The 21,085-nt window shown below is 37.0% G+C and carries 24 protein-coding genes and 1 pseudogene; 17 read left to right on the forward strand and 8 right to left on the reverse strand.

The window, feature by feature from the left end:
• A pseudogene (locus PV403_RS23875) lies at positions 1-116 on the forward strand (IS30 family transposase); the annotation flags it as partial.
• 364 nt (positions 117-480) lie between these two features.
• Here the strand turns inward: PV403_RS23875 and PV403_RS23880 are convergent.
• A complete protein-coding gene (locus PV403_RS23880) occupies positions 481-1,359 on the reverse strand; it encodes a hypothetical protein (RefSeq protein WP_191805058.1) in 879 nt (292 codons plus the stop codon).
• 798 nt (positions 1,360-2,157) lie between these two features.
• On the opposite strand from PV403_RS23880, the gene PV403_RS23885 reads away from it, so the two are divergent.
• From PV403_RS23885 to PV403_RS23915, 7 genes are all read left to right on the forward strand, one after another.
• On the forward strand, positions 2,158-2,388 hold the full coding sequence (locus tag PV403_RS23885; protein ID WP_191805056.1) for a hypothetical protein: 231 nt from the start codon (positions 2,158-2,160) through the stop codon (positions 2,386-2,388).
• 384 nt (positions 2,389-2,772) lie between these two features.
• Positions 2,773-4,089: an MBL fold metallo-hydrolase gene (locus PV403_RS23890; protein ID WP_332086192.1), complete on the forward strand. Its 1,317-nt coding sequence runs from the start codon at positions 2,773-2,775 to the stop codon at positions 4,087-4,089.
• Positions 4,090-4,105: 16 nt separating this feature from the next.
• Positions 4,106-4,318, forward strand: a complete 213-nt coding sequence (locus PV403_RS23895; RefSeq protein WP_332086193.1) for a DUF3006 domain-containing protein — start codon at positions 4,106-4,108, stop codon at positions 4,316-4,318.
• A gap of 620 nt (positions 4,319-4,938) precedes the next feature.
• Positions 4,939-5,643: a hypothetical protein gene (locus PV403_RS23900; RefSeq protein ID WP_332086194.1), complete on the forward strand. Its 705-nt coding sequence runs from the start codon at positions 4,939-4,941 to the stop codon at positions 5,641-5,643.
• Positions 5,644-6,667: 1,024 nt separating this feature from the next.
• Entirely contained in the window at positions 6,668-8,029 is a 1,362-nt protein-coding gene (locus tag PV403_RS23905; RefSeq protein WP_160037182.1) for a hypothetical protein, read from the forward strand.
• Positions 8,030-8,123: 94 nt separating this feature from the next.
• A complete protein-coding gene (locus PV403_RS23910) occupies positions 8,124-8,648 on the forward strand; it encodes a hypothetical protein (RefSeq protein WP_160037183.1) in 525 nt (174 codons plus the stop codon).
• Positions 8,649-8,839: 191 nt separating this feature from the next.
• Positions 8,840-9,019, forward strand: coding sequence for a hypothetical protein (locus tag PV403_RS23915; RefSeq protein WP_332086195.1), 180 nt, complete (start codon positions 8,840-8,842; stop codon positions 9,017-9,019).
• Positions 9,020-9,449: 430 nt separating this feature from the next.
• Here the strand turns inward: PV403_RS23915 and PV403_RS23920 are convergent, their stop codons facing one another.
• Entirely contained in the window at positions 9,450-9,641 is a 192-nt protein-coding gene (locus PV403_RS23920; protein ID WP_160037184.1) for a hypothetical protein, read from the reverse strand.
• Positions 9,642-10,419: 778 nt separating this feature from the next.
• On the opposite strand from PV403_RS23920, the gene PV403_RS23925 reads away from it, so the two are divergent.
• On the forward strand, positions 10,420-11,103 hold the full coding sequence (locus PV403_RS23925) for a hypothetical protein (RefSeq protein ID WP_191805028.1): 684 nt from the start codon (positions 10,420-10,422) through the stop codon (positions 11,101-11,103).
• A gap of 205 nt (positions 11,104-11,308) precedes the next feature.
• Entirely contained in the window at positions 11,309-11,503 is a 195-nt protein-coding gene (locus PV403_RS23930) for a hypothetical protein (RefSeq protein WP_160037186.1), read from the forward strand.
• Positions 11,504-11,832: 329 nt separating this feature from the next.
• Here the strand turns inward: PV403_RS23930 and PV403_RS23935 are convergent, their stop codons facing one another.
• Positions 11,833-12,075 (reverse strand): hypothetical protein, encoded by a 243-nt coding sequence (locus PV403_RS23935; protein ID WP_332086196.1) that lies wholly within the window; start codon positions 12,073-12,075, stop codon positions 11,833-11,835.
• A 313-nt stretch (positions 12,076-12,388) separates the two neighbouring features.
• Between PV403_RS23935 and PV403_RS23940 the strand changes: the two genes are divergently transcribed.
• From PV403_RS23940 to PV403_RS23950, 3 genes are all read left to right on the forward strand, one after another.
• Positions 12,389-12,553 (forward strand): hypothetical protein, encoded by a 165-nt coding sequence (locus PV403_RS23940; protein ID WP_332086197.1) that lies wholly within the window; start codon positions 12,389-12,391, stop codon positions 12,551-12,553.
• A 268-nt stretch (positions 12,554-12,821) separates the two neighbouring features.
• Positions 12,822-13,181, forward strand: a complete 360-nt coding sequence (locus tag PV403_RS23945) for a hypothetical protein (protein ID WP_332086198.1) — start codon at positions 12,822-12,824, stop codon at positions 13,179-13,181.
• A 45-nt stretch (positions 13,182-13,226) separates the two neighbouring features.
• The gene (locus PV403_RS23950) at positions 13,227-14,066 is read left to right on the forward strand and encodes an ArdC family protein (RefSeq protein WP_332086199.1); all 840 of its coding nucleotides are present in this window, start codon (positions 13,227-13,229) and stop codon (positions 14,064-14,066) included.
• Positions 14,067-14,150: 84 nt separating this feature from the next.
• Here PV403_RS23950 and PV403_RS23955 read toward each other — a convergent pair whose 3' ends face one another.
• A complete protein-coding gene (locus PV403_RS23955) occupies positions 14,151-14,654 on the reverse strand; it encodes a hypothetical protein (protein WP_332086200.1) in 504 nt (167 codons plus the stop codon).
• A 586-nt stretch (positions 14,655-15,240) separates the two neighbouring features.
• On the opposite strand from PV403_RS23955, the gene PV403_RS23960 reads away from it, so the two are divergent.
• Both PV403_RS23960 and PV403_RS23965 read left to right on the forward strand, forming a co-directional pair.
• Positions 15,241-15,417: an aspartyl-phosphate phosphatase Spo0E family protein gene (locus tag PV403_RS23960; RefSeq protein WP_191805316.1), complete on the forward strand. Its 177-nt coding sequence runs from the start codon at positions 15,241-15,243 to the stop codon at positions 15,415-15,417.
• A 122-nt stretch (positions 15,418-15,539) separates the two neighbouring features.
• Positions 15,540-16,022, forward strand: coding sequence for a hypothetical protein (locus PV403_RS23965; protein ID WP_332086201.1), 483 nt, complete (start codon positions 15,540-15,542; stop codon positions 16,020-16,022).
• Between the two features lie 173 nt (positions 16,023-16,195).
• Here PV403_RS23965 and PV403_RS23970 read toward each other — a convergent pair whose 3' ends face one another.
• The 4 genes from PV403_RS23970 to PV403_RS23985 form a co-directional block, all read right to left on the reverse strand.
• A complete protein-coding gene (locus PV403_RS23970) occupies positions 16,196-16,435 on the reverse strand; it encodes a helix-turn-helix domain-containing protein (RefSeq protein WP_332086202.1) in 240 nt (79 codons plus the stop codon).
• Between the two features lie 357 nt (positions 16,436-16,792).
• Positions 16,793-17,011 (reverse strand): hypothetical protein, encoded by a 219-nt coding sequence (locus tag PV403_RS23975; RefSeq protein WP_191805188.1) that lies wholly within the window; start codon positions 17,009-17,011, stop codon positions 16,793-16,795.
• Between the two features lie 28 nt (positions 17,012-17,039).
• Positions 17,040-17,327: a hypothetical protein gene (locus PV403_RS23980; RefSeq protein ID WP_213536110.1), complete on the reverse strand. Its 288-nt coding sequence runs from the start codon at positions 17,325-17,327 to the stop codon at positions 17,040-17,042.
• A gap of 798 nt (positions 17,328-18,125) precedes the next feature.
• Entirely contained in the window at positions 18,126-18,572 is a 447-nt protein-coding gene (locus PV403_RS23985) for a PH domain-containing protein (protein ID WP_213536112.1), read from the reverse strand.
• 733 nt (positions 18,573-19,305) lie between these two features.
• Here PV403_RS23985 and PV403_RS23990 point away from each other — a divergent pair.
• Both PV403_RS23990 and PV403_RS23995 read left to right on the forward strand, forming a co-directional pair.
• On the forward strand, positions 19,306-20,070 hold the full coding sequence (locus PV403_RS23990; protein ID WP_191805195.1) for a ParA family protein: 765 nt from the start codon (positions 19,306-19,308) through the stop codon (positions 20,068-20,070).
• Complete coding sequence (locus PV403_RS23995) at positions 20,063-20,356, forward strand: hypothetical protein (protein WP_249717884.1); 294 nt, start codon at positions 20,063-20,065, stop codon at positions 20,354-20,356. Before PV403_RS23990 ends, PV403_RS23995 begins: the two co-directional genes overlap by 8 nt.
• The last annotated feature ends 729 nt before the right edge of the window (positions 20,357-21,085 follow it).

Raw genomic sequence — 21,085 nt, forward strand, 5'->3', positions numbered from 1 at the left:
TGACCGAGGAAGAATTAGAACACGCCCTCCAACTTATTAACAACAGACCAAGGAAATGTTTGGGATGGAAAACTGCTCACGAATCATTTGAAGAAGAAGTGTCGCACTTGGATTGACAATCCGTCATCTAATAAAAATCCGTTTAAGATACACCTCATGTAACTACGACTGAAAAAAGTTGATCAAGTAGATAAATTTCACTAATTAAGTAGATATAAATACACAAAAAAGCCACCAGATATAAAATGGTTTGATGGCTTTTTTTAAATTTGTTCAGTTCTTATTTTTTCGTTTTCGATCTAGAAATAGAAGTATAAAAAATACTACCACAGCAACTAACGAGAAGTAAAAATACTCGATCCAATTCACTTCATTTATTGTACCCATAAAAAGATGATAAAGAGCAACTACGAGTATGCCTACAATAATACAAGCTATAAGTTTCAAAAAATTAAAGCTAAGTTTTCTTTTCATTAACTATTATTTGTACCCGTCCAACCATACCTCACTTGTAATTGGACTTCCTTTCCTATGTTTTGTTCTCCCGCTATCAGAATAGAAGGTGTGAGTCGTTTTCTCAGCAACTTTCATTCTAAACATATTTGGATTTGGTGGAACGACAGTTTTATAATAAACTTTATCAGTATACCATATATCTGGAATTTTATCTTTAACAATTTCGGCAACTAATTCTGTAGTTGAACTAACAACAATTGCACCTGCAAGTCCCAAAGCAGAATAACCCACTAAACCAACTACAATGTTAGTTACGTAAGAAATAGTATATTTTGCAATTTTAGTATTATAGAAAAAATTACCATAATGGTTCCAAGCAGAAATTGGGAGACCAGATGGATTTCTAGTCTCTATGTCTTCGCTGAGGCTAGATTGCTCATTAATAAATTCAAATCCAGCTTGTTGAGGTGTATTATCAATAACTTCTTTTAATGGCTCTTCCCCATTTTGCGGAGTAATTGTAATTTCAGCTTTATATCTTGATACCATATCCATCTCAAAATTCACAAAAAGCTCATACTCACCTTTATCATTTTTCAAGTATATGTCGCTATTAAGTTTTTTGAAATCCGAAGAAGTTTTCTCAATAGCCTTCCATTCTCTTCCACTGCTAGTATATGTATATTCTATTTCAGAATCTCCATAATTACCTTTAACAAAAGATATATTTTCTTTTGGTGAATCAAGCAATTGTTCAATAGAACTAGAATCTAAACTTCTGAGATTAACAATACTAGCACTTTCTACTTGTGAGTTTACTGACCCATAAGCAAAAGATTGTCCAGCGACTGGAATGAGTAAGCTGGCCGCTAAAATTGTAGCTGTGACTTTTTTGTAGTTCATTCTGTTTCCTCCTGGTGTTTTCCTTTTTTTGCGTTATTAATGTTTCACATCCAAATTATTAATTATTATTAGTTTTGTAAACCTTTAAGTAGAATTTTAAGCAATTAGACCTAGTAAATGCATATATTCGACAAATTTTTCTTCGTTTTTCCACGTTAATTAAACACAAAAAAACATCATAGGCACTAACTAACTTCGATAGAATATATATAATATATTTACAATATATTCAATTTATTTATCGTTATAATGGTTACCAGTTGATTTCAATTCAGCTTAAAAATATATAGACCCTTTGCAGGATTCGAACCTGCCTATACCATGAAGGCCATAATAAAAGTGCAGTGATCTTACCAGCCGTTGTGACTTTCATTTGTAATCCCCCTAGAAGCCACTCAAAAGGCTGCTGATCAAGAGATAGAGCGAATCAACAGTGTATACAGTGCTCAGATCGAAGCTATACAGGCTCAACTGGAAGCAACTGATCAGGCGGAAAAGCAGAAGAGCCGGGAAGAGCTGGATGCAGATGATGCGAAAAAGATATTCAAGCTTATTGCGATGATCGAGTACGAACATGACGATCAGAATAAAGCTTAGTTAGGAAAAGAACTGAATGTAGTGATTGCTGATCAGAACGAGCGTCATAGACAAGAACAACTACATGCAGCACTGTTGATTTGTGATATAATGGTATAATATATAATTAATGTAATTATTTTGTATCCCCAACCTAAGGGCTTGTATGAAAAGGATATGTTATGACTCTACTATTGATTTTTCGTATAGGAGGACATTCTTATGATAAAACAATTTGAGTTTGATTTTGAGGGAAGAAAGTTCTCAGGAAGGGGTTGGGCAGGAAGCAATGGGCTAATAGAAATAGATGAGAAAACGCTAGACTTGGATAGTGAAATATCAAAATTATCATGTAATTGTAATGATATAGAAGACTACGAAGATTTTATAGATCGGCTGTGTGAGGCTCTAAACCAAACTGTTCAAAGGAGAAGTCCACAAACATTTTCTTGATTTTTACGTGATAACAATGGATGATCGAATGGTAGAATATCCTCCTGACGACAAAAAATACGTCTACGACGAAGATGATTACGACGAAGATACAGAATCCACTGGATAGGCATGTACGACACATCTGGATATTATAACTACATATGAGCTAAAACAGGGGTGCACCTGAATCATAGGGTTCCTGCGAAAAATAAGTAGATTGATTAGTAATAGACTCTTCACGTGTTGAAGGGTCTATTTTACATTGTGGGTTACGTTAAGAAGCATTGCAAAATCTACTTTTGGACACTTATAAGCGGCCATGTCAATTTTTAACTTACCTTTTCTTGTGATTTATATAATAATGACAGGTGCAATAAGTTAATTTAAGTATGGGGGATTAGCATGAAGAAATTTGCGGCAATTTTTAGAAAGAATAGTTACTGTGTTTTATTAACGTGTTTAGTATTTCTTATCCTTAGTGGATGCGGATCAACAATAGCAACACCAGAGACACCAGTAGACAATAGCAGCACTACTGCACAGACTACAGATCCAGCAGTAAGTAAGGACGATAACAACTCTTCCATCATTACATCTTCAGATAAAGATTCATCAGAGGCTGAAACAACGAAAGATGAAACGACAAAAGATGAAGAAAAAAAAGAGGAAACAACTACACAAGCAGTCAAACCTTCTACAACCGCCCCTAAAGGTAAACTAACCGTACATTACATAGATGTAGGGCAAGGAGCATCTCAGCTTATACAAACACCAAGTGGTAAAACGATGCTTATCGATGGAGGTAATAATGATGATGAGCAGCGTATGGTTAGTTATCTGAAAAAACAAGGTGTAAAAAAAGTAGACGTTCTCATTGGAACGCATCCAGATGCTGACCATGTTGGAGGACTTGATGCAGTCGTAGATGCTTTTGATATCGGTAAGATCTATATGCCAAAAGTGTCTTCCAACACAAAAACATTTGAATCCTTACTTACATCAATTCAAAATAAAGGTCTTAAAGTTACGACAGCTAAAGCAGGTGTAACGATCGATTTAGATGATCAGCTTGATATTAAAATGGTTGCTCCCGTTAAAAGCTATGATGATAAAAATGAAATGAGTGCAGTTGTTAAGATTACCTTTAACAAAAACTCATTTCTATTCACGGGAGATGCGGAGTCTGGAAGCGAAAGCGATATGATAAACAGCGGTGTGAATTTAAAATCAGATGTGATGCTTGTAGGCCATCATGGATCCAATTCATCGACCAGCCAGTCGTTCCTAAATGCGGTTAATCCTATGTATGCTGTCATTCAAGTAGGTGACAATAGTTATGGCCATCCGACGGATAACATTTTAAAGAGACTTCATAATAAGAATGTGAAAATTTATCGTAACGATCTGCAGGGAACGATTGTCTTTACCTCGGATGGAACTACCATTAAGCCATCTGTTAGTGAATGGAAGTATACTGCAGCTGCGAAAGATAAAGAAACAAACAGTCAAAAATCAGATACCGCATCAACTAAAAAGGAACCTGCAGCAACGACGAGTAATAAAGACACTGCAGTAACAAAGACGGAAACAAACACGAATGTTTATTATAAGAACTGTACCGAAGTGAGAGAAGCTGGGAAGGCACCGCTTTACGAAGGTGATCCAGGTTATAGCACGAAACTAGATCGAGATAAAGACGGTATAGCTTGTGAAAGATAAAAAGGAGGCAGGTGCATTGAGGGGAATCGTTGATCGGTTTGAAGGTGACTTTGCGGTAATTGAAATCGATGGACAGACACATGATGTTTCTATGTCCGCTGTTGATGCTTCTGTCAAAGCGGGGGATGTTGTTACTTTGGTAGAGGGAGTATGGAAGCCAGATCATACGGAAACAAAGGATCGTGAGAAGCAGATTAAAAAGCTTATGGACGATGTTTGGGAAGATTGATTGATAATTTAGTTCTGCATGTATAGTTTGCTTATAGTAAAAACCCGATTTCGCTTGTAGAAGTCGGGTTTATTTTATTTCAAGGTATTTGGACTAAACCCTTGGATAAAGCTTGTCATCTTCATAATGATGCCAAAGTTCGTTTTCTATATAGGAGGGTTACAGGCTCTGGATTAAACGAGTATTCCCTAAGCTAAATGAAGCTATGTTTTTGTTTTACGTCACACTGGCAATCTACTTCTTCTAATCTTTCATTTTTAGCATTTTGATTATCTAGTTGGCAGACTTATAATTGAATGAAAATGGAAGATATGAGATAATATGACAAAGTGATAAGGGGATAAGTCGAATAATGAAGGCTTAAAGGTATATCAAGATGCTGGTCTAAAGGAGTTTTGGACACAAACCATGTTGAGGGACAAGAATAATCCTATTAAGATTAAAAGACATGTCTCTAAATTAATTCCTCAGCTATTTCATTAAGATACCTCGGTATAATCAAATTTTTTCAGTAACGGGTAACGATAGCTCCCAATAGAACAAGCATGTTGTTTGTTGATTGTTAAGTAGCAGGCTTTTAAGTACTGAGTTACCTATAATGAAAAAAAAGAGGTGTTTTCTTGCATACTTTAGGGAATTTATTAGACAGTTTTGTTGATGAATCCGTTTTTAAATTGAATGGGATACAGATTGTGAATCAGTATCCTAATTTGGTGGACATTGTTGCAAATTATAAGAATGAACTGGCAAGTGCAGATCATAGTCAGCCATACCTTTTAAATAGCCAACATACGTTTGAAAAGACAATGTACTTTCCTCACTGTAATGGTGAATACACAGTGACGTGGGATATCAATAGAGCGAGGCACCTTATTAACCAAATGATACAAAATAGAAGATTGATAGCAAACGAAGTCAGCGTGGAAGAAGTATACCCTTACATTCAAAAAAATGAAATTACGGAAAGTTATTTACCTAATGCTTTAAAAAGCAATGAACCTATCATTTTAGTTTGGTATTCTCCAACTAGCCAAAAGCTAATTATTGATGGAAACCATAGAGTTGCTTCAAGATACCGGCAGGATCCAAAAACTAAGATTCAAGTTTATGGGCCATTCTCACATTACGCTCATATTGATTTTATGCCGAATGATTTAAATCGTAAGCTCTTTGTTATTCATCATAATATGCAAATGATATTCAACTACATGAAGGGAGATATGACAAAGAGGGAACTATTTTCAGGGGAAATAGGGTTATTCAACGGAACTGAAGATTTAAATTGGATGAAAGGTTATTTTAGTCCATTGGTAATGAATCATTAAATAGTCAACCATCGTAAAAGCTGATGAGTTCTAGTACACAGGTGCACCTAAATCATGGGGGCACCTTTTTTTATTTGGGTTGCTTGGTTTAAACCAAGCCTCAGTGAAGAGCAGTTTCCCGGATCTTAAATGAGCTTTTTAGCTTCAGCAAAGAGGGATGGATTGTGTTTCAGCTGAGGTGCTTATACGAAGTGGTGAAAAGAGTCAAATAGAAGAGATTTAGACATTAGGGCTGATGCTACCAGCTCTAAGGCGGCAAGATCGGCCACCTAAGATCCGATACGCACCGCTGCGGGGTTACTTGGGCCGATAACTAGAGCGCCTAACCGGTGTAAAGCTTTCCGGATAAGGCGCTCTATGTTCCTGTCCCTCGCTTTACACCCCGCACGGAGCTTAAGGACCAAGGGCGCTTTGTTGCGAAATCAGGGATGGCATGGCTGCATCATGTCCGCTCCGCGTTGCTTCGCTCCCTTTTTTATAGAAAAGATTTTTCTCCCTTTTGCCTTAATGCGATAGGCTTTTATTCCTATCTCCATGAGCTCGATTCCAGCTCAAAATTTATGAAAATTAACCTTTATGTCGTAAAGCAAAATTTGTACCCGTCAAATCAAATAATGAGTTTTCAATGAGACAGATGGGCGTGTACGACATGAATCTATAACTTTGGTTCAGGCAAGCTGTCATTTCATTACGAGAGGATGGACCAATCTTCTTGGCAACGATTTATTGATAAGTAGTTGATGAACCCGATGCTCGTAATTTTCAGTTCTTTGTTTGCTTTAATCATTATAATCAAACATTCGTTCCTATATCAATAGAATATTTACGTTGAATTTTTAGGTATAAGCTTTATTTTAAGACTAGATTCTATAATATTGAATAATTACTAATTAATATTTTCCTAATTTTGTATTGTTTTATTAATATCAATGTGCTAATCTCATAGAATTGAAATTTTGAATAATTTTCTATTTTGATTATTCTATGTGGTGCTTCATTTTGATTAAAGGGGAGAGAAAAGATTTTGAAAAAAAACAAAAGAAAATTTCTGATTATGGGCAGTAGGGTATTAATGGCATCGATAGCTAGCCTATCTTTAGTAGTTAATACAGCTGTTGCAAGTCCTCAGATTGTGGATGATGTTAATCCAATAATATTTGAAACCTCTGATAGTTACAATAATAACGCTATTCCACCAGGATTTGACGGTGAAGACAACATTGATTCTGCAGCGCGTATAGGAATCCAGAACTTTTCTATCTTGTCTCGTAGCAATAATTCATTGTCAATTAATCAAGAGTTAAAGCCATCTGGAGACTTCTATATTGGTAAAGGTGGAACAGGAACCCTGACAATAGCAGGTAATACATTCGATTTTATAATTGAAGATGCTTCTACCAAAACTGCAACTTTAAGTTCTGGAAATACCCTTCTTTGGGGAACCTTTGAAACAACTATTAAAGATATAAACGAAAAAAATATGGTTACTACAATTAGTTCTGCTTCAATTGTAGAATCCGGTGAAAGATTCTCATACGTAACCATGGGTACATATGAAGATGGAGCAGTTGTCTTGCCTTTTGGCGATAGTGATTTCTTGAAAGACGATGAAATCACAAAGATATTATTAGAAGATAATGAAGTTCAAGAGGAGAATATTACTACTTCTGATGAAAGTAATACAATAAACACTATTCAAGAAAGAAAAGGACTGCAATTTAAGCATCAAGGTAATGCTTATAGTTACAAACTTCAAAACAATCCTGTTGCAAATAATTGGAGTACCGTTGTAATGGCTACTTCTAATAGGAAAGGCGTGGAAGTGGGATATACTAATATTCAAATATGGGGAAGATTAGATACATTAAACAACCATTGGAAAGACTTCTATAAAGTTTATCTTAATGGGGCCGAAGCAAAATTAAATGTTGAGGATAGTAACGGCTACGGACAATATTTGAGGATTATTTCAACGACACCTGGGACAATAAATGAGTCCTATACTATGTCTACATACTCATTTGAATTAATAGATTATATTGTTCCTGGCGTTGGATATGTTGGAAAAGTGCTTCAAGCATTTTCAAATGGAGTAACGACTTCGGGTACTACATCATATCGCCCTTCATATGACGAAGCGTGGGTGACATTTAAAAAACCTGCTAATTTAAACCTACCCAATACTATAAGTTGGAAAAATGCTAATGAGGCTGTAAATGGTAAGACGTCTGGTATAACCGCTGAATTCAATTGGACTTTATTCACCAATAAAACTGTTAACCTCATCTCCAGAGGTAGAGTTCAATATAATATGGTTAATTCTGAAGTTCCACTGGGAATTAAATTATGGACTAATTATGCTTATGTTAAACATACTGTAAACTAAATTAATTTTTGATAGATAGTTTCAGAAGCTTAGCTAGTTTAGTATTCTGCCTAAACGGGCTAAGCTTTTGATTAGAAAGGGGATTGTTTACGAGTTGAAAAGATATAATATAATTATAATGCTGTCTGTTCTCTTGAATATAATTTTAATTGGTATATTCACTTTTCAGTTACTAGACAGTAGTACAGAAAAAACAAAGAGATCAGAAGAATACATTCAATTTGTCAACTATGGAAAGGATGTCGATTTTCTCTTCAACCTACTTAGTGAACAGGCACCTAAAGAAGAAACAACTCGATATGTTTTTGATATCTATAATAACCTGATAGCTTGGGACGAAAAACTTACTCATTTCCAACAAAATAGTTCATTTTTTTCTAAGCTTAATACCATAGAACTTCTCCCTAGATTTGATGAAATGATTATCAATATTCGATCCGTAATGTATGCTCAATTTAAGGAGAGTAATACATGGAAATCTGAGGAATTTCAGCTCTACAAAAAAGCGATTCATGAGCTTGTAGAAAACTTACCATCAGAGTATTCGAAATCTAAATCGTTTAATGCTGATTTCAATAAAGCGGTAGATGAATTCAATAAGCTTGTAACTTCTAACTGAGGGTTGCCATAAATAATATAAAAAGAAGAGATAATCAATTCTCTTCTTTTTATATTCTAAGCTTTAGCGGAAATGTAATAAGGTAATTAAAGAATTTGCAAATACTTGGTTTGTGAAGGAAGATGAACTGCATTTATCTACAATTCAATATGGCATAGGTGCAGACCCTATACCGAAAGATTCCAAACGAAGTGATAAAGGCGATAAACAAAAAAGTAGGAGCTAGATTACTAACCAAGTTTGGGGAAAAAGGCGTTATAAATTTAGGCAAAGCTGTTCCGGTGTTAGGCGGTATAATCGGAGGAGCGGTAGACGGAATCGGCACAAATATTATTGGGAAAACGGCTAAAAATACATTTACCCAATACTAGGAATTACTTTGAATAGATGTATATATCGTTCCCTTGGAAAGTTAAAGCATTGATCTGGTTGAAGATCGTACATATTAGTTTCAAAACGTGGGTGCACCTGAATGATGGGTGCATCTTTTTTTCTTTCATTTGGTTGCAACCAAATGAAAGGATAAATTAAAAGGATTATTTGGAGTAATGGGCTTTTATCTTCTGCAGGGTAATCGATTGTGTGGTAGCTGGTGGTACTTATTAAGTAAAGAAGAGTGAAAGGGAGATAGAACGCTCGTGCTGATGCTACCAGCTCTAAGGCGGCAAGATCGGCCACCTAAGATCCGATACGCACCGCTGCGGGGTTACTTGGGCCGATAACTAGAGCGCCTAACCGGGGTAAAGCATCCCGGATAAGGCGCTCTATGTTCCTGTCCCTCGCTTTACACCCCGCACGGAGCTAAGGACCAAGGGCGCTTTGATGCGAAATCAGGGATGGCATGGCTGCATCATGTCCGCTCCGCGTTGCTTTGCTCCCATCAAGCAGCTCATGCAAAAAGATAGCATCATGATTCCGCTTTGCTTCATCATCATGCAAGGGATTATTAAGCATAATCAAGGAAGGAGAACAAGGAAAGGAGATAACCGGCATCGCCGGTTCTTTTCATCGAGGAATTATGAAAAACCACATGTAGTTCTATTTATATAAACCACTTGTGGTTATACAAATAGAACTACCCTTTTAAAAAGAAGGAACATTTGTTGAATGATAATGTATTAGAAGAAGAGGTTTGAATGTAGAAACTGCACAAATCAGGGAATACTTAAACCTTCTATAAAGTCAGATTAATATTTCCATATTTTATACTAGACATTAATATTATTAACTAGTAGTATTACGTTTTCGTAGCTACTGGTCGGTTCTACATAATGACATCTTTGGGAGAACATAGATGAGAAAGTTTTATTTTGTTCAATAATAAACAAACGGAGGGTCACAATTGGATATGAACATAGTTTATTTTCTTGTAGGCGTCATATTTATGTGGAGTCTTATCAATAGTTTTAAGAGTTCACGATTTCAGATGATTTACATGATCGTAACCAGTTTGGTGTTTGGATACATGTATTTTCACGTTACAATGTTATTGGGTATTAGATAAATTAAAGCATCTGTTAAGGTGCTTCAGACTGCAGGCAAACTAGCTTAGACTAGTTTGCCTGCAGTCTTTTTTTTCTCAATAGCTTTTTTGTTGAAATTAAAGATGGCCTTACAATTGATACAAAAATAAAAGAAAATTAACTCTAAAGTAGGTAGTTCCAATTATACCTATAGTAAACAATCAATCCGTATAAAAAGGCAACGACAATGGACCAAATCTCCTATATAATTAATTGTCTGGAAAATATTTCATAGGGGCGTAGTGGAGATGAAGTTTCTAAGAATTTTGGGTTGGATTTGTATACCTTTTATTATGGTGATTATCTCTTGGAGGAAATTAGGTAAAGCGCCAAAAGTGGCAGCAATCATTTGGAGTATTTTAATAATTTTATTTTTTTTAATTCCAACGGAAGACCAAGAAAAGCAATTAGCTGAGACTAAAACAGTCCCAACTACAACAAATACTCAAACTAAATCTGAAGAGGTTAATAAGCCAAGTGTAGAACCAGCACCAAAAGATGAAATTGAAGCAGAGCCATCAGGAACAGAAGTTGAAGAGGAAACTAAAACTATTGATTGGAGAACTAAAATTAAAGAAATAGCTAACTCTGATCAAAGTGAAACAGAGAAATTCGACCAAGTAGAGCTTGAATTAGTTAATAATTATATTCCCTCAGAAGAGGAGCTCACTGCTTTTGAGAATGAAATTATAAGTGCATTTAAAAACAAAGAATATTTAAAAGACATAACAGATGCTGAGTATATGCTCACCAATATATTCAAGTCTAGTGTTATTGTATCGAGTTATGAGGATAAAAATGAACCAATGCCTAGTTTCGCATTTGATTTTTGGCAGAATTCGAAATATACCTATAGAGGTGCAGATGCAGTTGATAGTGAGTCTGTGAAAGCCAATGAGGATCAAATGGAGAGAGCCTTAGAGGAAATTTAATACCCTTAGAATTTAGTCGCCTTGCTGTAATCATAGTGAGGCAGAATCCTACCCTGTAAAGGTTTTTGAAAAACAAAGTATCCAATTAACAGAAAAACATAAAATGCGTTATACGGCCATTTGAGAGTTTTATATGCGGTGTATGATCAAATTAATCAAATTCAGTACCATAGGTGCAAAATTAAATCCAAGGAGGAAAGAAAAAATGAGTATTGAATTTGGTTCTAAAGAATTTTTTGAAGATCACATAAAAAGATTAAGTGATGTATCTCCAGAAAGAGTTGTATGTCTTTTATTATCTTCTGTGGTTCGAAATGAAAAAAATGATGAAATAGCTAGAATTACTAGAAATGCTATATCTGCTTTAGCTGATAAAGATGATATTTTTGGGAGGAAATAATCATTTAGATTTGGGAGTCCGATGCAGGAATGGGTCTTGGTCTTAGTTTTGCCTGTGGCAAATAACCGACAGGGCGATCTTGAGAAATGGGCTTTTAGCTTTAGCAAAGAGGATCGATCTTGTTACAACTGAAGTGCTAATACGAAGTGGTGAAAAGAGTCAAATAGAAGAGATTTAGACATTAGGGCTGATGCTACCAGCTCTAAGGCGGCAAGATCGGCCACCTAAGAGCCGCTACGCACCGCTGCGGGGTTACTTGGTCCGATAACTAGAGCGCCCCGGATAAGGCGCTCTATGTTCCTGTCCCTCGCTTTACACCCCGCACGGAGCTAAAGACCAAGGGCGCTTTGATGGGAAATCAGGGATGGCATGGCTGCATCATGTCCGCTCCGCGTTGCTTCGCTCCCATCAAGCAGCTCATGCAAAAAGATAGCATCATGATTCCGCTTCGCTTTATCATCATGCAAGGGATTATTAAGCATCACCTGTGAAGGAGAGCAGGAAAAGGAGAGAACCGGCATACGCCGGTTCTTTTTTATTGGAATGATTTTTCTCCCTTTTGCCTTCCGCATGGTAACCCGCTGCAAAGCCTACTAAGTTTCCGGGAGGCCGAGCCTCCGGCTTCGCCCCTCAACCTCCCGGAAACCAAGTAGGCGGGCATACGGTCAAGGGGCAACAAAACTTTTTCTTCCTATTTGAAAAAGAAGAAGCGGAAGAAAAACTTTGGTGTGCTGATCCCTTGACCGCACTGCCATTGCACGGGTTCCCAAGCATGCGTCAAAAGGGAAAAAAATTCCCCTTTGGGGAAGCCAGCCATGCGGCAGGCAACGTCCAAAAAAATCTCTTTTGACACCTAAAACCTTAAAACAGAAAGGAGGTGAGGAAATGCAAAATGAAACGATTGTCTTGCTTGCCGTGATAGCGGCATTTTTACAAGTAATTGTACAGTTTCTCGGCGTAGTGAAAGCATTCATTGAATGGCTTACGGCTAGAAATAAAGGAAAAGGCTCCGACCGTTCGCACCGATCGAAGCCCAAGAAACCTAAATAACTAGCCGTAAAGAAACAAGAGTAAGGGGTTTTGACAACCCTTACTCTCCCATATTAACACAAAATTCCAGTTTGTTAAAGGGAGGACAAGTCTAATGGAAATGTTACTTTTGATTCTCATTTTGTTTTCAATTTTCCTTCAGTCGATTACATTCCTGCTTCAGTGGTCTACGAATAAATACAATGACCGTAAGTAAAACCCAGGTGGCAGCAACCACTAAGGTTGCTGCCATACCTACACTTTAGATCCAGGAGCAGGAGGTAATGAAATGAAAACTCATAAACCCAAAATAGTAGCGGCACTTACGGTGTGTCATGGCATTTATAAAAAAGCGTTGTTTGTATTTAACGAACAGCCTGTGAAAATACATTTTCTCACGATGGACGAGTACAGGGAAATGGTAGCTACTCTTTCGCCCGCTAGAGTCCGTGAGTGGGCAGGGATGCTTAGAAAAGTAGATGAAAGAAAGCCGATCTATTACTGCATTTGGACGGTGAGAGTGAATGAATATCACCTGATAACGAACAAGATTCAAGAACTAATGGATGCGGTCATAAGCGAGAGTTTCGCGAATTTTGAAATGGACATTTCTTCGATTGAAGTTCGCGAAGAGCGAGAAGCAAATTAATCCGCTAAGCCGGGTTTCTCCCGGCACAGAGAGGAGACTTTGACCATGGCAATGAAGAAATCGGTATATGAAATTGTGACGGAACGGATTTTAGAACTGCTCGCGGCGGGTGTGGTGCCGTGGCGCAGACCGTGGGTCGTTAGTGGCGCGGTAAACTGGATATCGCAGCGGCCCTACCGGGGGATTAATACACTGTTATTGCCGCCGGGAGAGTACGCCACTTATAAGCAGCTTACGGAAGCTGGGGGCAGTGTAAAAGGCGCTAAGTCTCAAATTGTTGTTTTCTGGCGCTGGTTAGAAAAAGAAGATGCGGATACCGGAGAAGCTGAGAAAATACCGATGCTTCGCTATTACCGGGTGTTTGATATAAAGGATTGCGAGGGCATAAAAAGCAAGCGGAAGGAGGTCAGTTTTGACCATGATCCTATTGCGGAAGCGGAAGCTATTGTAGACGGATATGCAGACGCTCCGCCTATCGGCTTCGCGTCAGGACGGGCTTATTATATGCCATCTCCAGACAGGGTCAGTGTTCCACCCATACAAGACTACCCAAAAGCAGAGGAGTATTATTCGACCTTATTTCATGAACTCATACACAGCAGTGGGCATCAGAGCCGTTTAAACCGGCCAGGCATCGAGGAATACGCCGCCTTTGGCGATGAAAACTATTCCAAGGAAGAACTTATAGCCGAGATTGGAGCAGCTATGCTTTGCGCGACATGCGGCATTGATAACAGCACCATCGAGAACAGCGCCGCTTATATTCAATCTTGGCACCGAAAACTTAAAAATGATCCAACGTTAATAGTAAAGGCCGCAGGACAAGCCCAAAAGGCGACAGATTATATACTAGGCACGACTTTTGACGAAGCAAATGGTAACTAAAGAGGCAGGGGCTTTGCCCCTGCGAATTGAGTTTCGCCAGGGGGATTCCTCCCCCTGGACCCCCTCTTATTTAAATAAAAAGCACTACTTCCTTTCCTTTTCTCGCTTCGCAGCTCTTTCTAGTTCACGATTTATTTTTGCAGTAGACCACTGAATTAATGTGGGGATCGCGGTGCTAACGAGTTTATCCATAGATCCGAACCGTTTTCCCGTAAAGGGGCATATGTACTGTTCTTTTACTTCTACAATTACATTTTCTGCTTGGTTAGGATAGAGAATTTGAAACATTGACTCTTTCGCGGCATCTATAATGTCAGATGGTAGTTGTTCATCCGTTCGCTCCAGATAGGTGTCCCAACATTCTTCAGCTAGAGGGCGAGGATAGGAGATGGGAATACGCTGCGTTTTCGATTCAGGGCTTAGGGTAACATCAGGCTGTTTTTTCATTTTATCTTTTAAAAAGGCAGCTACAGTCTTGCCCGAATCTTCAATTTCTGTCCATTCTTCTTTGGTTAGCGTTAAGGAAACTTTTTTGGTGATTCCTTGAGAGGGACGGCCAACAGGGCGCGGATCATGAGTCTGGTTCACAAGTTTCACTCCTTATCTTTTGAGTAACTTTAATTATTATAATATAGGTTACCTAAATTATCGCCTTAAAAAAGTTTAGAGCAATAGCACCAGGTATATCCTTTTTTCAGAGCTGGTTTCAACCTGGGCTTGGTTAAAACCAAGCCTTAAATAAATGGAGGATTGAGGAAGCTTTTAAGGCTCTACAGGGGAAACGATCTTGTTTCTGCTGGAGGTGCTTATTTTAAGCAAGACAGAGACTTCAGAGGAACAGAAAGATGTTAGGGCTGATGCTACCCGCTCTAAGGCGGCAAGACCACCCGCCTAAGAGCCGCTACGCACCGCTGCAGGGTTACTTAGGCCGATAACAAGAGCGCCTAACCCGGGAAACAAAGCATCCCGGATAAGGCGCTCTATGTTCCTGTCCTTCGCTTTACACCCCGCACGGAGCCAAGATCAAAGGCGCTTTGATGCGCCTCAGGGGAGATATGACAGCATACTGATAACGCTACGCTGTATCATTACAAGGCAATTTATAGTCGAAAACTTCTTAACCCAATTCTAAAACAGTAAGGATGAAGAAAGATGCGCTTAGGAGGGGTTTGATTTGATCGAAAAAAACAGGGACTGTATTGAACAAGCTAGAAAGCAGCTTAATGCCTTGGCTAAGGAATACAATAACGATTTTCAACATCCGGTTGTAATAAAGCAATCGATGCTATTAGATGAACTCATTAACCAGTATAGTAGAAGTGGAAAACAAAAAGAGAAGCCAATTGTTTGACTAATCGACTCTAGGTGAAGAACATTTTCCCGGATCCCTCGATTTCTGAGCTTACTATTTCATACAGAATAACGGATTCTATAAATAAAGGATGAAGAAAAAGGCCAGGAAGGAGCCAGATCATGCAAACATGTGGGTATTGTGGTTCAGCTGTTGAACCCGTCGGTAAGGGGCTGTATTGCTCATTTTGTGATATGGAAGTCTACCGGGATGAGGTGCAAGAAAACGGGATGAGAAGGCCGCTACTAGCTGAAAAAGTAGTGTTTCTGTCAGCTGCAGAACGACCGACACAGGAACTTATGGAAAAGGACAGTTATTATTTGACCTTACTACTAAAGCTGGTTCGCAATGAACGCAAGCGCACATACAATCTGCTCCGAGTGGTTAATAAAGGAGCCGAATTGCAGCCTGGGAAATTTAAGTCCGGACAAGATGAAGGTGCGAAGAATTACCAGTATTGGACACGAAAGGCTTGGATTATTGAAAACATTTTACGCGATAGAGCGGGTTACTATCCGATAAAAATTACGGATAACATGTTAAATAGCATCATTGAGCAAATGGAGGAAAGTAATCAAAAACCAATGACATTTTCTCCAAAGTAATTGTTCCAAAGCAGCGAGATTACAAACAATTTTAGCATTTTAATTTAAGTAACTTAAAAGATTGCAATATCAGGAATTTAAGTTACTTTAATATTTTTATTCAATTAATTCTATCGTATATTACTTTCTTGATATCGCTACGGTGTACTTTTTCACCTAGCGATTTTTTGTTTTTAATCGTAATCATTTAGATTTAGAAAGAGATCATCATCAAAAAATTCCGAAAGAGTGATTCCAAATCCATTTGCTAATTTTACAATTGTAATAATCGTTGGATACTTAGTTCTTCCAGACATAATCTCTGATACTGTCGATTGTTTTACATTGGATCGTCTAATCAATTCGTTTATTGTCCAACCTTTTTCTTTGCAAAGAAGACGGACTCTTGTTGTTATCGCCTCATTAATCCCCACTATAGTGACTCCTTCCAACATTAAATTTCATATGATTTTAAATATTATAATCATATGAAATTGATCCTGAAATCCTATATATGTAAATTTTGTTTTAGTTAAGGGTGTTTCAACAACATCATATTAGCATCTGTCCTGCGTTCTAACAATGTTTCTCCTTGGAAAGAAAATAGGTAACTTAAAATAAAATATTGTGTTTTAATTTAAGTTACTTAAAATAATTTTATCATTTGAATTTAAGTAACTTAAAAGGGTGTTCTCGGCATGATGAGAACACCCTTATATGAATAGTTATAGGTCCTTGATCATCTATCAAACTAGTGCTAGACAGACTGTCTTTTCCATAAAACTTACTAATTAATTTGTTTCTATAAAATCAATGACTTCTTTTGGGGTTTTGACATAATCGGCATCTAAACGAATCAACAGGTCATAAACCGCAACTTTATATTCAACATCACTAACTTTTTGTACTTCATAGCGCTTATTTTTACCAGTTGTGACTCCACCGAACGTATAACTCTCTCCTGTATGAAGCGATTCAATCGTTTTCTTTTCCACTTGGCTTAGTAGCATAATATTCCTCCGTTGTTCGTATCTAGAACTAATCCTTCATACGAGAAGTAAATGCTTGTCCTCCAATACCTGGAGGGAGTTTTCGGCGTTTTTCTGTTGCTGGTTTGGCAGTTGTAGCTTCTATAGCAGGCTGCTGAGTGCTTTGTTTAGGGGCTGGAGCAGCAGTAGTAGAACCTTCGTTTTTTGTTGCATTTAAGAAGTAAACAGCAGCAAATTTGAGGAAACCAGCTTGGCTACCATATTGCTTCATGGCTTCTAGGATATCTGCATGTTTTTTTTCATTAAAAGTGACTTCGACCCGTACTCTATCACTCAATGTTTATCACTCCGATCTTAAGCCGTTACCATCAACTTTGCGTATTTGTAAAATTCTAGGACGTTGAAAATTTCCGTCTTCTTTAACAAAGTGTGGTATGGATATTGGATTTTTCGTCTTTTGGGTAATTTTATTAATCCAGGATCTATTTAAGCTTTCTGTTTGAAATCATTAACTAGATTTACGTCGATGCATAATTATCATCATAGGTTACCTTAAAGGTGCTATAGGAGGGCTTCTTGTACCGTCAGAGATCGGTCATTCCCTTACATCAGGGGGTCCGCTCTTCCTGGACCAGTATTATCATATAAAAGGTATTACTCCTTTTCCCTTTTTCGCCCTGCAGCTCTTTCTATATCACGGCGTTTAACTGCAAATACAATCTGTTCCGAGTGGTTAATAAAGGAGCAGATTGCAATCTTGGAAATTCAAGTCCGGACAAGATGAAGGTGCTAAAGATTATCGTTATTGGACACGAAAGGCTTGGATTATTGAAAACATTTCACGCAATAGAACTAGTTACCATCCGATAAAAATTATGGATAACCTGTTAAATAGCATTATTGAGCCAGAAGGAGGGAGAAAAGGGTGTTCTTAGCAAAATTGAGAACGCACTTTTAGGACTAATCTTTCATACAAGAAATAAATCCTATGCTACCTAGAAATATCCCTTTTATTCAATCCGGATAGACAATCACTTTGACGATGCAACCCTCTACCATAAAAAATTAATAAAGTTTCAGAGGGGGAAGTCCTCTAAAGTCGTATTAAGGGTTGATTATTCATCATTGTAAAAATTTAACTAAAATGCCTTTTAATGAATTTAAAAATATTTTCAAATTGATTTAGAGGAATATGAGTAATTCTAACTTTCTTACTTCTCAGAAATCCTCTTTTTTTAAATTCAATTGAAGATGCCGTCATACCTAATGCTTTGAGAATATCATGATCGATTTCTGAGTAATCTGAATACTTTATCTCATGAGGTCTTATTTTTCCAAAAGGCCTTATTTCAGCTAATATTGCCTTTGTGTCCGTAATAAACAAATAGCCCATTGTGGTACCACTAAAAGCAGCTGATGAAAGAAAATAAATCTTCTCATTATAGAGATTCTTCTTAACTATTTTTAAAGCCTTGATCCATTGCAGACGTATTGTTTTAGGTAGTTTCTCAGCCTCAGCATAAAGCTGTTCATATGTTGAATATTCACCGACTACTGTAATTTCTACGTTAATGTTATTCATGATGATAGTTCCTCTCGGTTAATAAAACAAAATTTATTATATTGGATAATTCTAAATTTTACATCAATTCAAAGAAAAAAACAGGGGAAAAGACCCATATAATGCTCATGAATCTTCGGTCAGAGTTTCTATGATGAACCCATGTTTCAGCCCTTAATCGCTCTATTAGAAAATACAAAAGACAAGCCAAACGCTTTCTGTAATAAATTAGTCTGATGAAAGCTGGTCTTAGAAGTGGCTGATAATTCATCTTCAAGTAATTTACTAATAATAAATTGGGCGATTTTGTTTATTGCCACCCATTCATTACATATTAAGCCCCCTTCTTTAAAGTGTCCTCTTTGCTTATTGTCCGTTACCGTAGAAATTAGATTGTTATTTTTTTACATTGCTAACTTAAGCTGGTTTTTAATGCGTTAATATAGATTCATATAATTCAAGGCTACTTCAGCAAATCCCTCATTCTCTTGTTGCGCTATATATAACTCGTTCTTCATGAAATACCTTTTTTAGAATCATAAGAATCTGTATTTCCGTTTATTCTCCTGCTGTAACATAAGTAAATTAAATTAGAGGGAAGGAATCAAAGATTCGATGAAATTCTGTAGATAATAATATGTAGTGTGGGAAGGTCTATAAATCTTAATACATACGTGTACGTATACGTGTACGTACACGTATGTATTATGTTATACTTATATCAGAAATTTTTAATAAATAGGGAGGCTATTTAGTGGCAACTGTTATTTCTTTTGGCATTCAAAAAGGTGGATCAAGTAAAACAACAACTTCTGGTATAGTTGCTCATATACTAAGTGCGGAATACGGAAAGAAAGTATTGGCTGTTGATTTAGATTCGCAAGGGAACTTGACCGAATTATTGACACAAGAGGATATATACGTTTTCCATCAAAGAACTGTTTTTGAAGCTTTACAAGAACAAGACGCTCGCAAATATATACATAAAGTAACTGATCGTCTTGATCTTTTAAGTGCTGAAGACCATCTAGCTCGTTTCCCATCTTGGCTGTATGGGTCCTATAGAGGTAATAGGTCTCTCGTTTTAAAGCAAACTCTAGAAAGTGTTCAAGATGATTATGATTATATTATTATTGATACACCTCCAGCTTTAGGGGATCAAACAATCAATGCATTAGCTGCTTCTGATGCAGTAGTGGCTATGTTTGAAGCGAGTAAATTTTGTTATTCAGCTTTAGGTAGGTTTCTAGAAACCTGCGTACACGTTCAGGAACTCGCAAACGAAAATTTAAAGATAGCTGGTATTCTTCGCTCCTTAATTGATTCTAGAAGAACAGATAATAAGGCTTTGATTGAGCTTGTAGAAGAGGAATATGAGGATCTTTGTTTTGAAACGATTATGACCCGAACTGCTGCTATTGGGAGATTGTCAATCAATGGATTTACAAATAACCCTGAATTAAAAGCTGGTTTAAAACAGTATCGCTTATTTGTAGAGGAGCTGATTAATCGTGTCTGATTCAAAAATGGAACAGCTTAAAAATAAAATTAGAAGACCAGTAAGCAATGCAGTCCATTCAGAACTTATTGATACTACTAACACAGCGAGAGAACTTTTAAGTAAAAGCAAAAATAAAGGGACAGTTAAGAAAAAGGAAAAATTCGATGAATTATACACGAGAGAGACTGTATGGTTCAAGAACGATATAAAAAAGATCCTAGATGAGCTTAGTATTGAGGGTGGACGAGGTACAAAGACACGTATTCTTAATGAAGCTTTAGATTTATACTTTAAGAATTTGTAAAATTAAGAATACTTATCTTGTCTAATAAAGATAAAATAGGAGCAGTCAAGGGTTTCAAGTCTGCTCCTATGATTTAAGAATATTATATGTAAGTTCCTTGTTTCCATTTTTCCAGACGTTTTCCATGAGTTGATTGATTCTTTGCTAAAGCCGTTTTGTTTCAAATCGGTTGGGTTTCTATCTCTTAAAGTTAACAACAACATCCACTTTAACGATGTATCTATAATAAATCTCGATGTCTTTTTATGTCATTAATTATTTCAATTATTTATTCTCCTTCAAATCGATTAACGATTCCTTTCATAGAATAGACCTCCTATTATTTTTCACATGTTATATCTTCGTTGTCCCTACGTGTTGTTAGAGATTTCTTTTTTTATATGGGATCTGCTCTTTGACTGTTTTTCTCCCTGTTTCGTTACTGCAGTATACTCCCCCTTCACTAGTGGATGATTTAATATTTAGTTGCGTCCAAGATGAAAACAATTGTTCCCTGCAGATCGTTACGATAAGTCTCTATGTTATTGTCTGAGCCTCTTGAAATATTTCTTGTTTGATGACCCCCGACTATTTTCCCTTATTGAATACCAGTATACGTAGTTTAGCTTTAAAGAAAGGGAAGCAAAAGAGGCTTATGTTAATAGTCCTAATGCGGCCTAGTTTGATTATATAAGCGGTTAATCAGCAGCGTACAACATGGTATAGATACGTAACGATACATAACTATAC

The sequence above is a fragment of the Paenibacillus sp. GYB006 genome, from assembly GCF_036577645.1.
GTDB lineage: Bacteria > Bacillota > Bacilli > Paenibacillales > Paenibacillaceae > Paenibacillus.

Excerpts from the sequence above, each read along its gene's own strand:
- PV403_RS23985 (WP_213536112.1), bottom strand. The coding sequence starts at position 18,572 with ATGAATAACATTAACGTAGAAATTACAGTAGTCGGTGAATATTCAACA.
- PV403_RS23975 (WP_191805188.1), bottom strand. The coding sequence starts at position 17,011 with ATGCTACTAAGCCAAGTGGAAAAGAAAACGATTGAATCGCTTCATACA.
- PV403_RS23880 (WP_191805058.1), bottom strand. The coding sequence starts at position 1,359 with ATGAACTACAAAAAAGTCACAGCTACAATTTTAGCGGCCAGCTTACTC.
- PV403_RS23965 (WP_332086201.1), top strand. The coding sequence starts at position 15,540 with ATGCAAACATGTGGGTATTGTGGTTCAGCTGTTGAACCCGTCGGTAAG.
- PV403_RS23935 (WP_332086196.1), bottom strand. The coding sequence starts at position 12,075 with ATGCGGAAGGCAAAAGGGAGAAAAATCATTCCAATAAAAAAGAACCGG.
- PV403_RS23890 (WP_332086192.1), top strand. The coding sequence starts at position 2,773 with ATGAAGAAATTTGCGGCAATTTTTAGAAAGAATAGTTACTGTGTTTTA.
- PV403_RS23885 (WP_191805056.1), top strand. The coding sequence starts at position 2,158 with ATGATAAAACAATTTGAGTTTGATTTTGAGGGAAGAAAGTTCTCAGGA.
- PV403_RS23945 (WP_332086198.1), top strand. The coding sequence starts at position 12,822 with ATGAAAACTCATAAACCCAAAATAGTAGCGGCACTTACGGTGTGTCAT.
- PV403_RS23925 (WP_191805028.1), top strand. The coding sequence starts at position 10,420 with ATGAAGTTTCTAAGAATTTTGGGTTGGATTTGTATACCTTTTATTATG.
- PV403_RS23920 (WP_160037184.1), bottom strand. The coding sequence starts at position 9,641 with ATGCCGGTTATCTCCTTTCCTTGTTCTCCTTCCTTGATTATGCTTAAT.
- PV403_RS23940 (WP_332086197.1), top strand. The coding sequence starts at position 12,389 with ATGCAAAATGAAACGATTGTCTTGCTTGCCGTGATAGCGGCATTTTTA.
- PV403_RS23930 (WP_160037186.1), top strand. The coding sequence starts at position 11,309 with ATGAGTATTGAATTTGGTTCTAAAGAATTTTTTGAAGATCACATAAAA.
- PV403_RS23950 (WP_332086199.1), top strand. The coding sequence starts at position 13,227 with ATGGCAATGAAGAAATCGGTATATGAAATTGTGACGGAACGGATTTTA.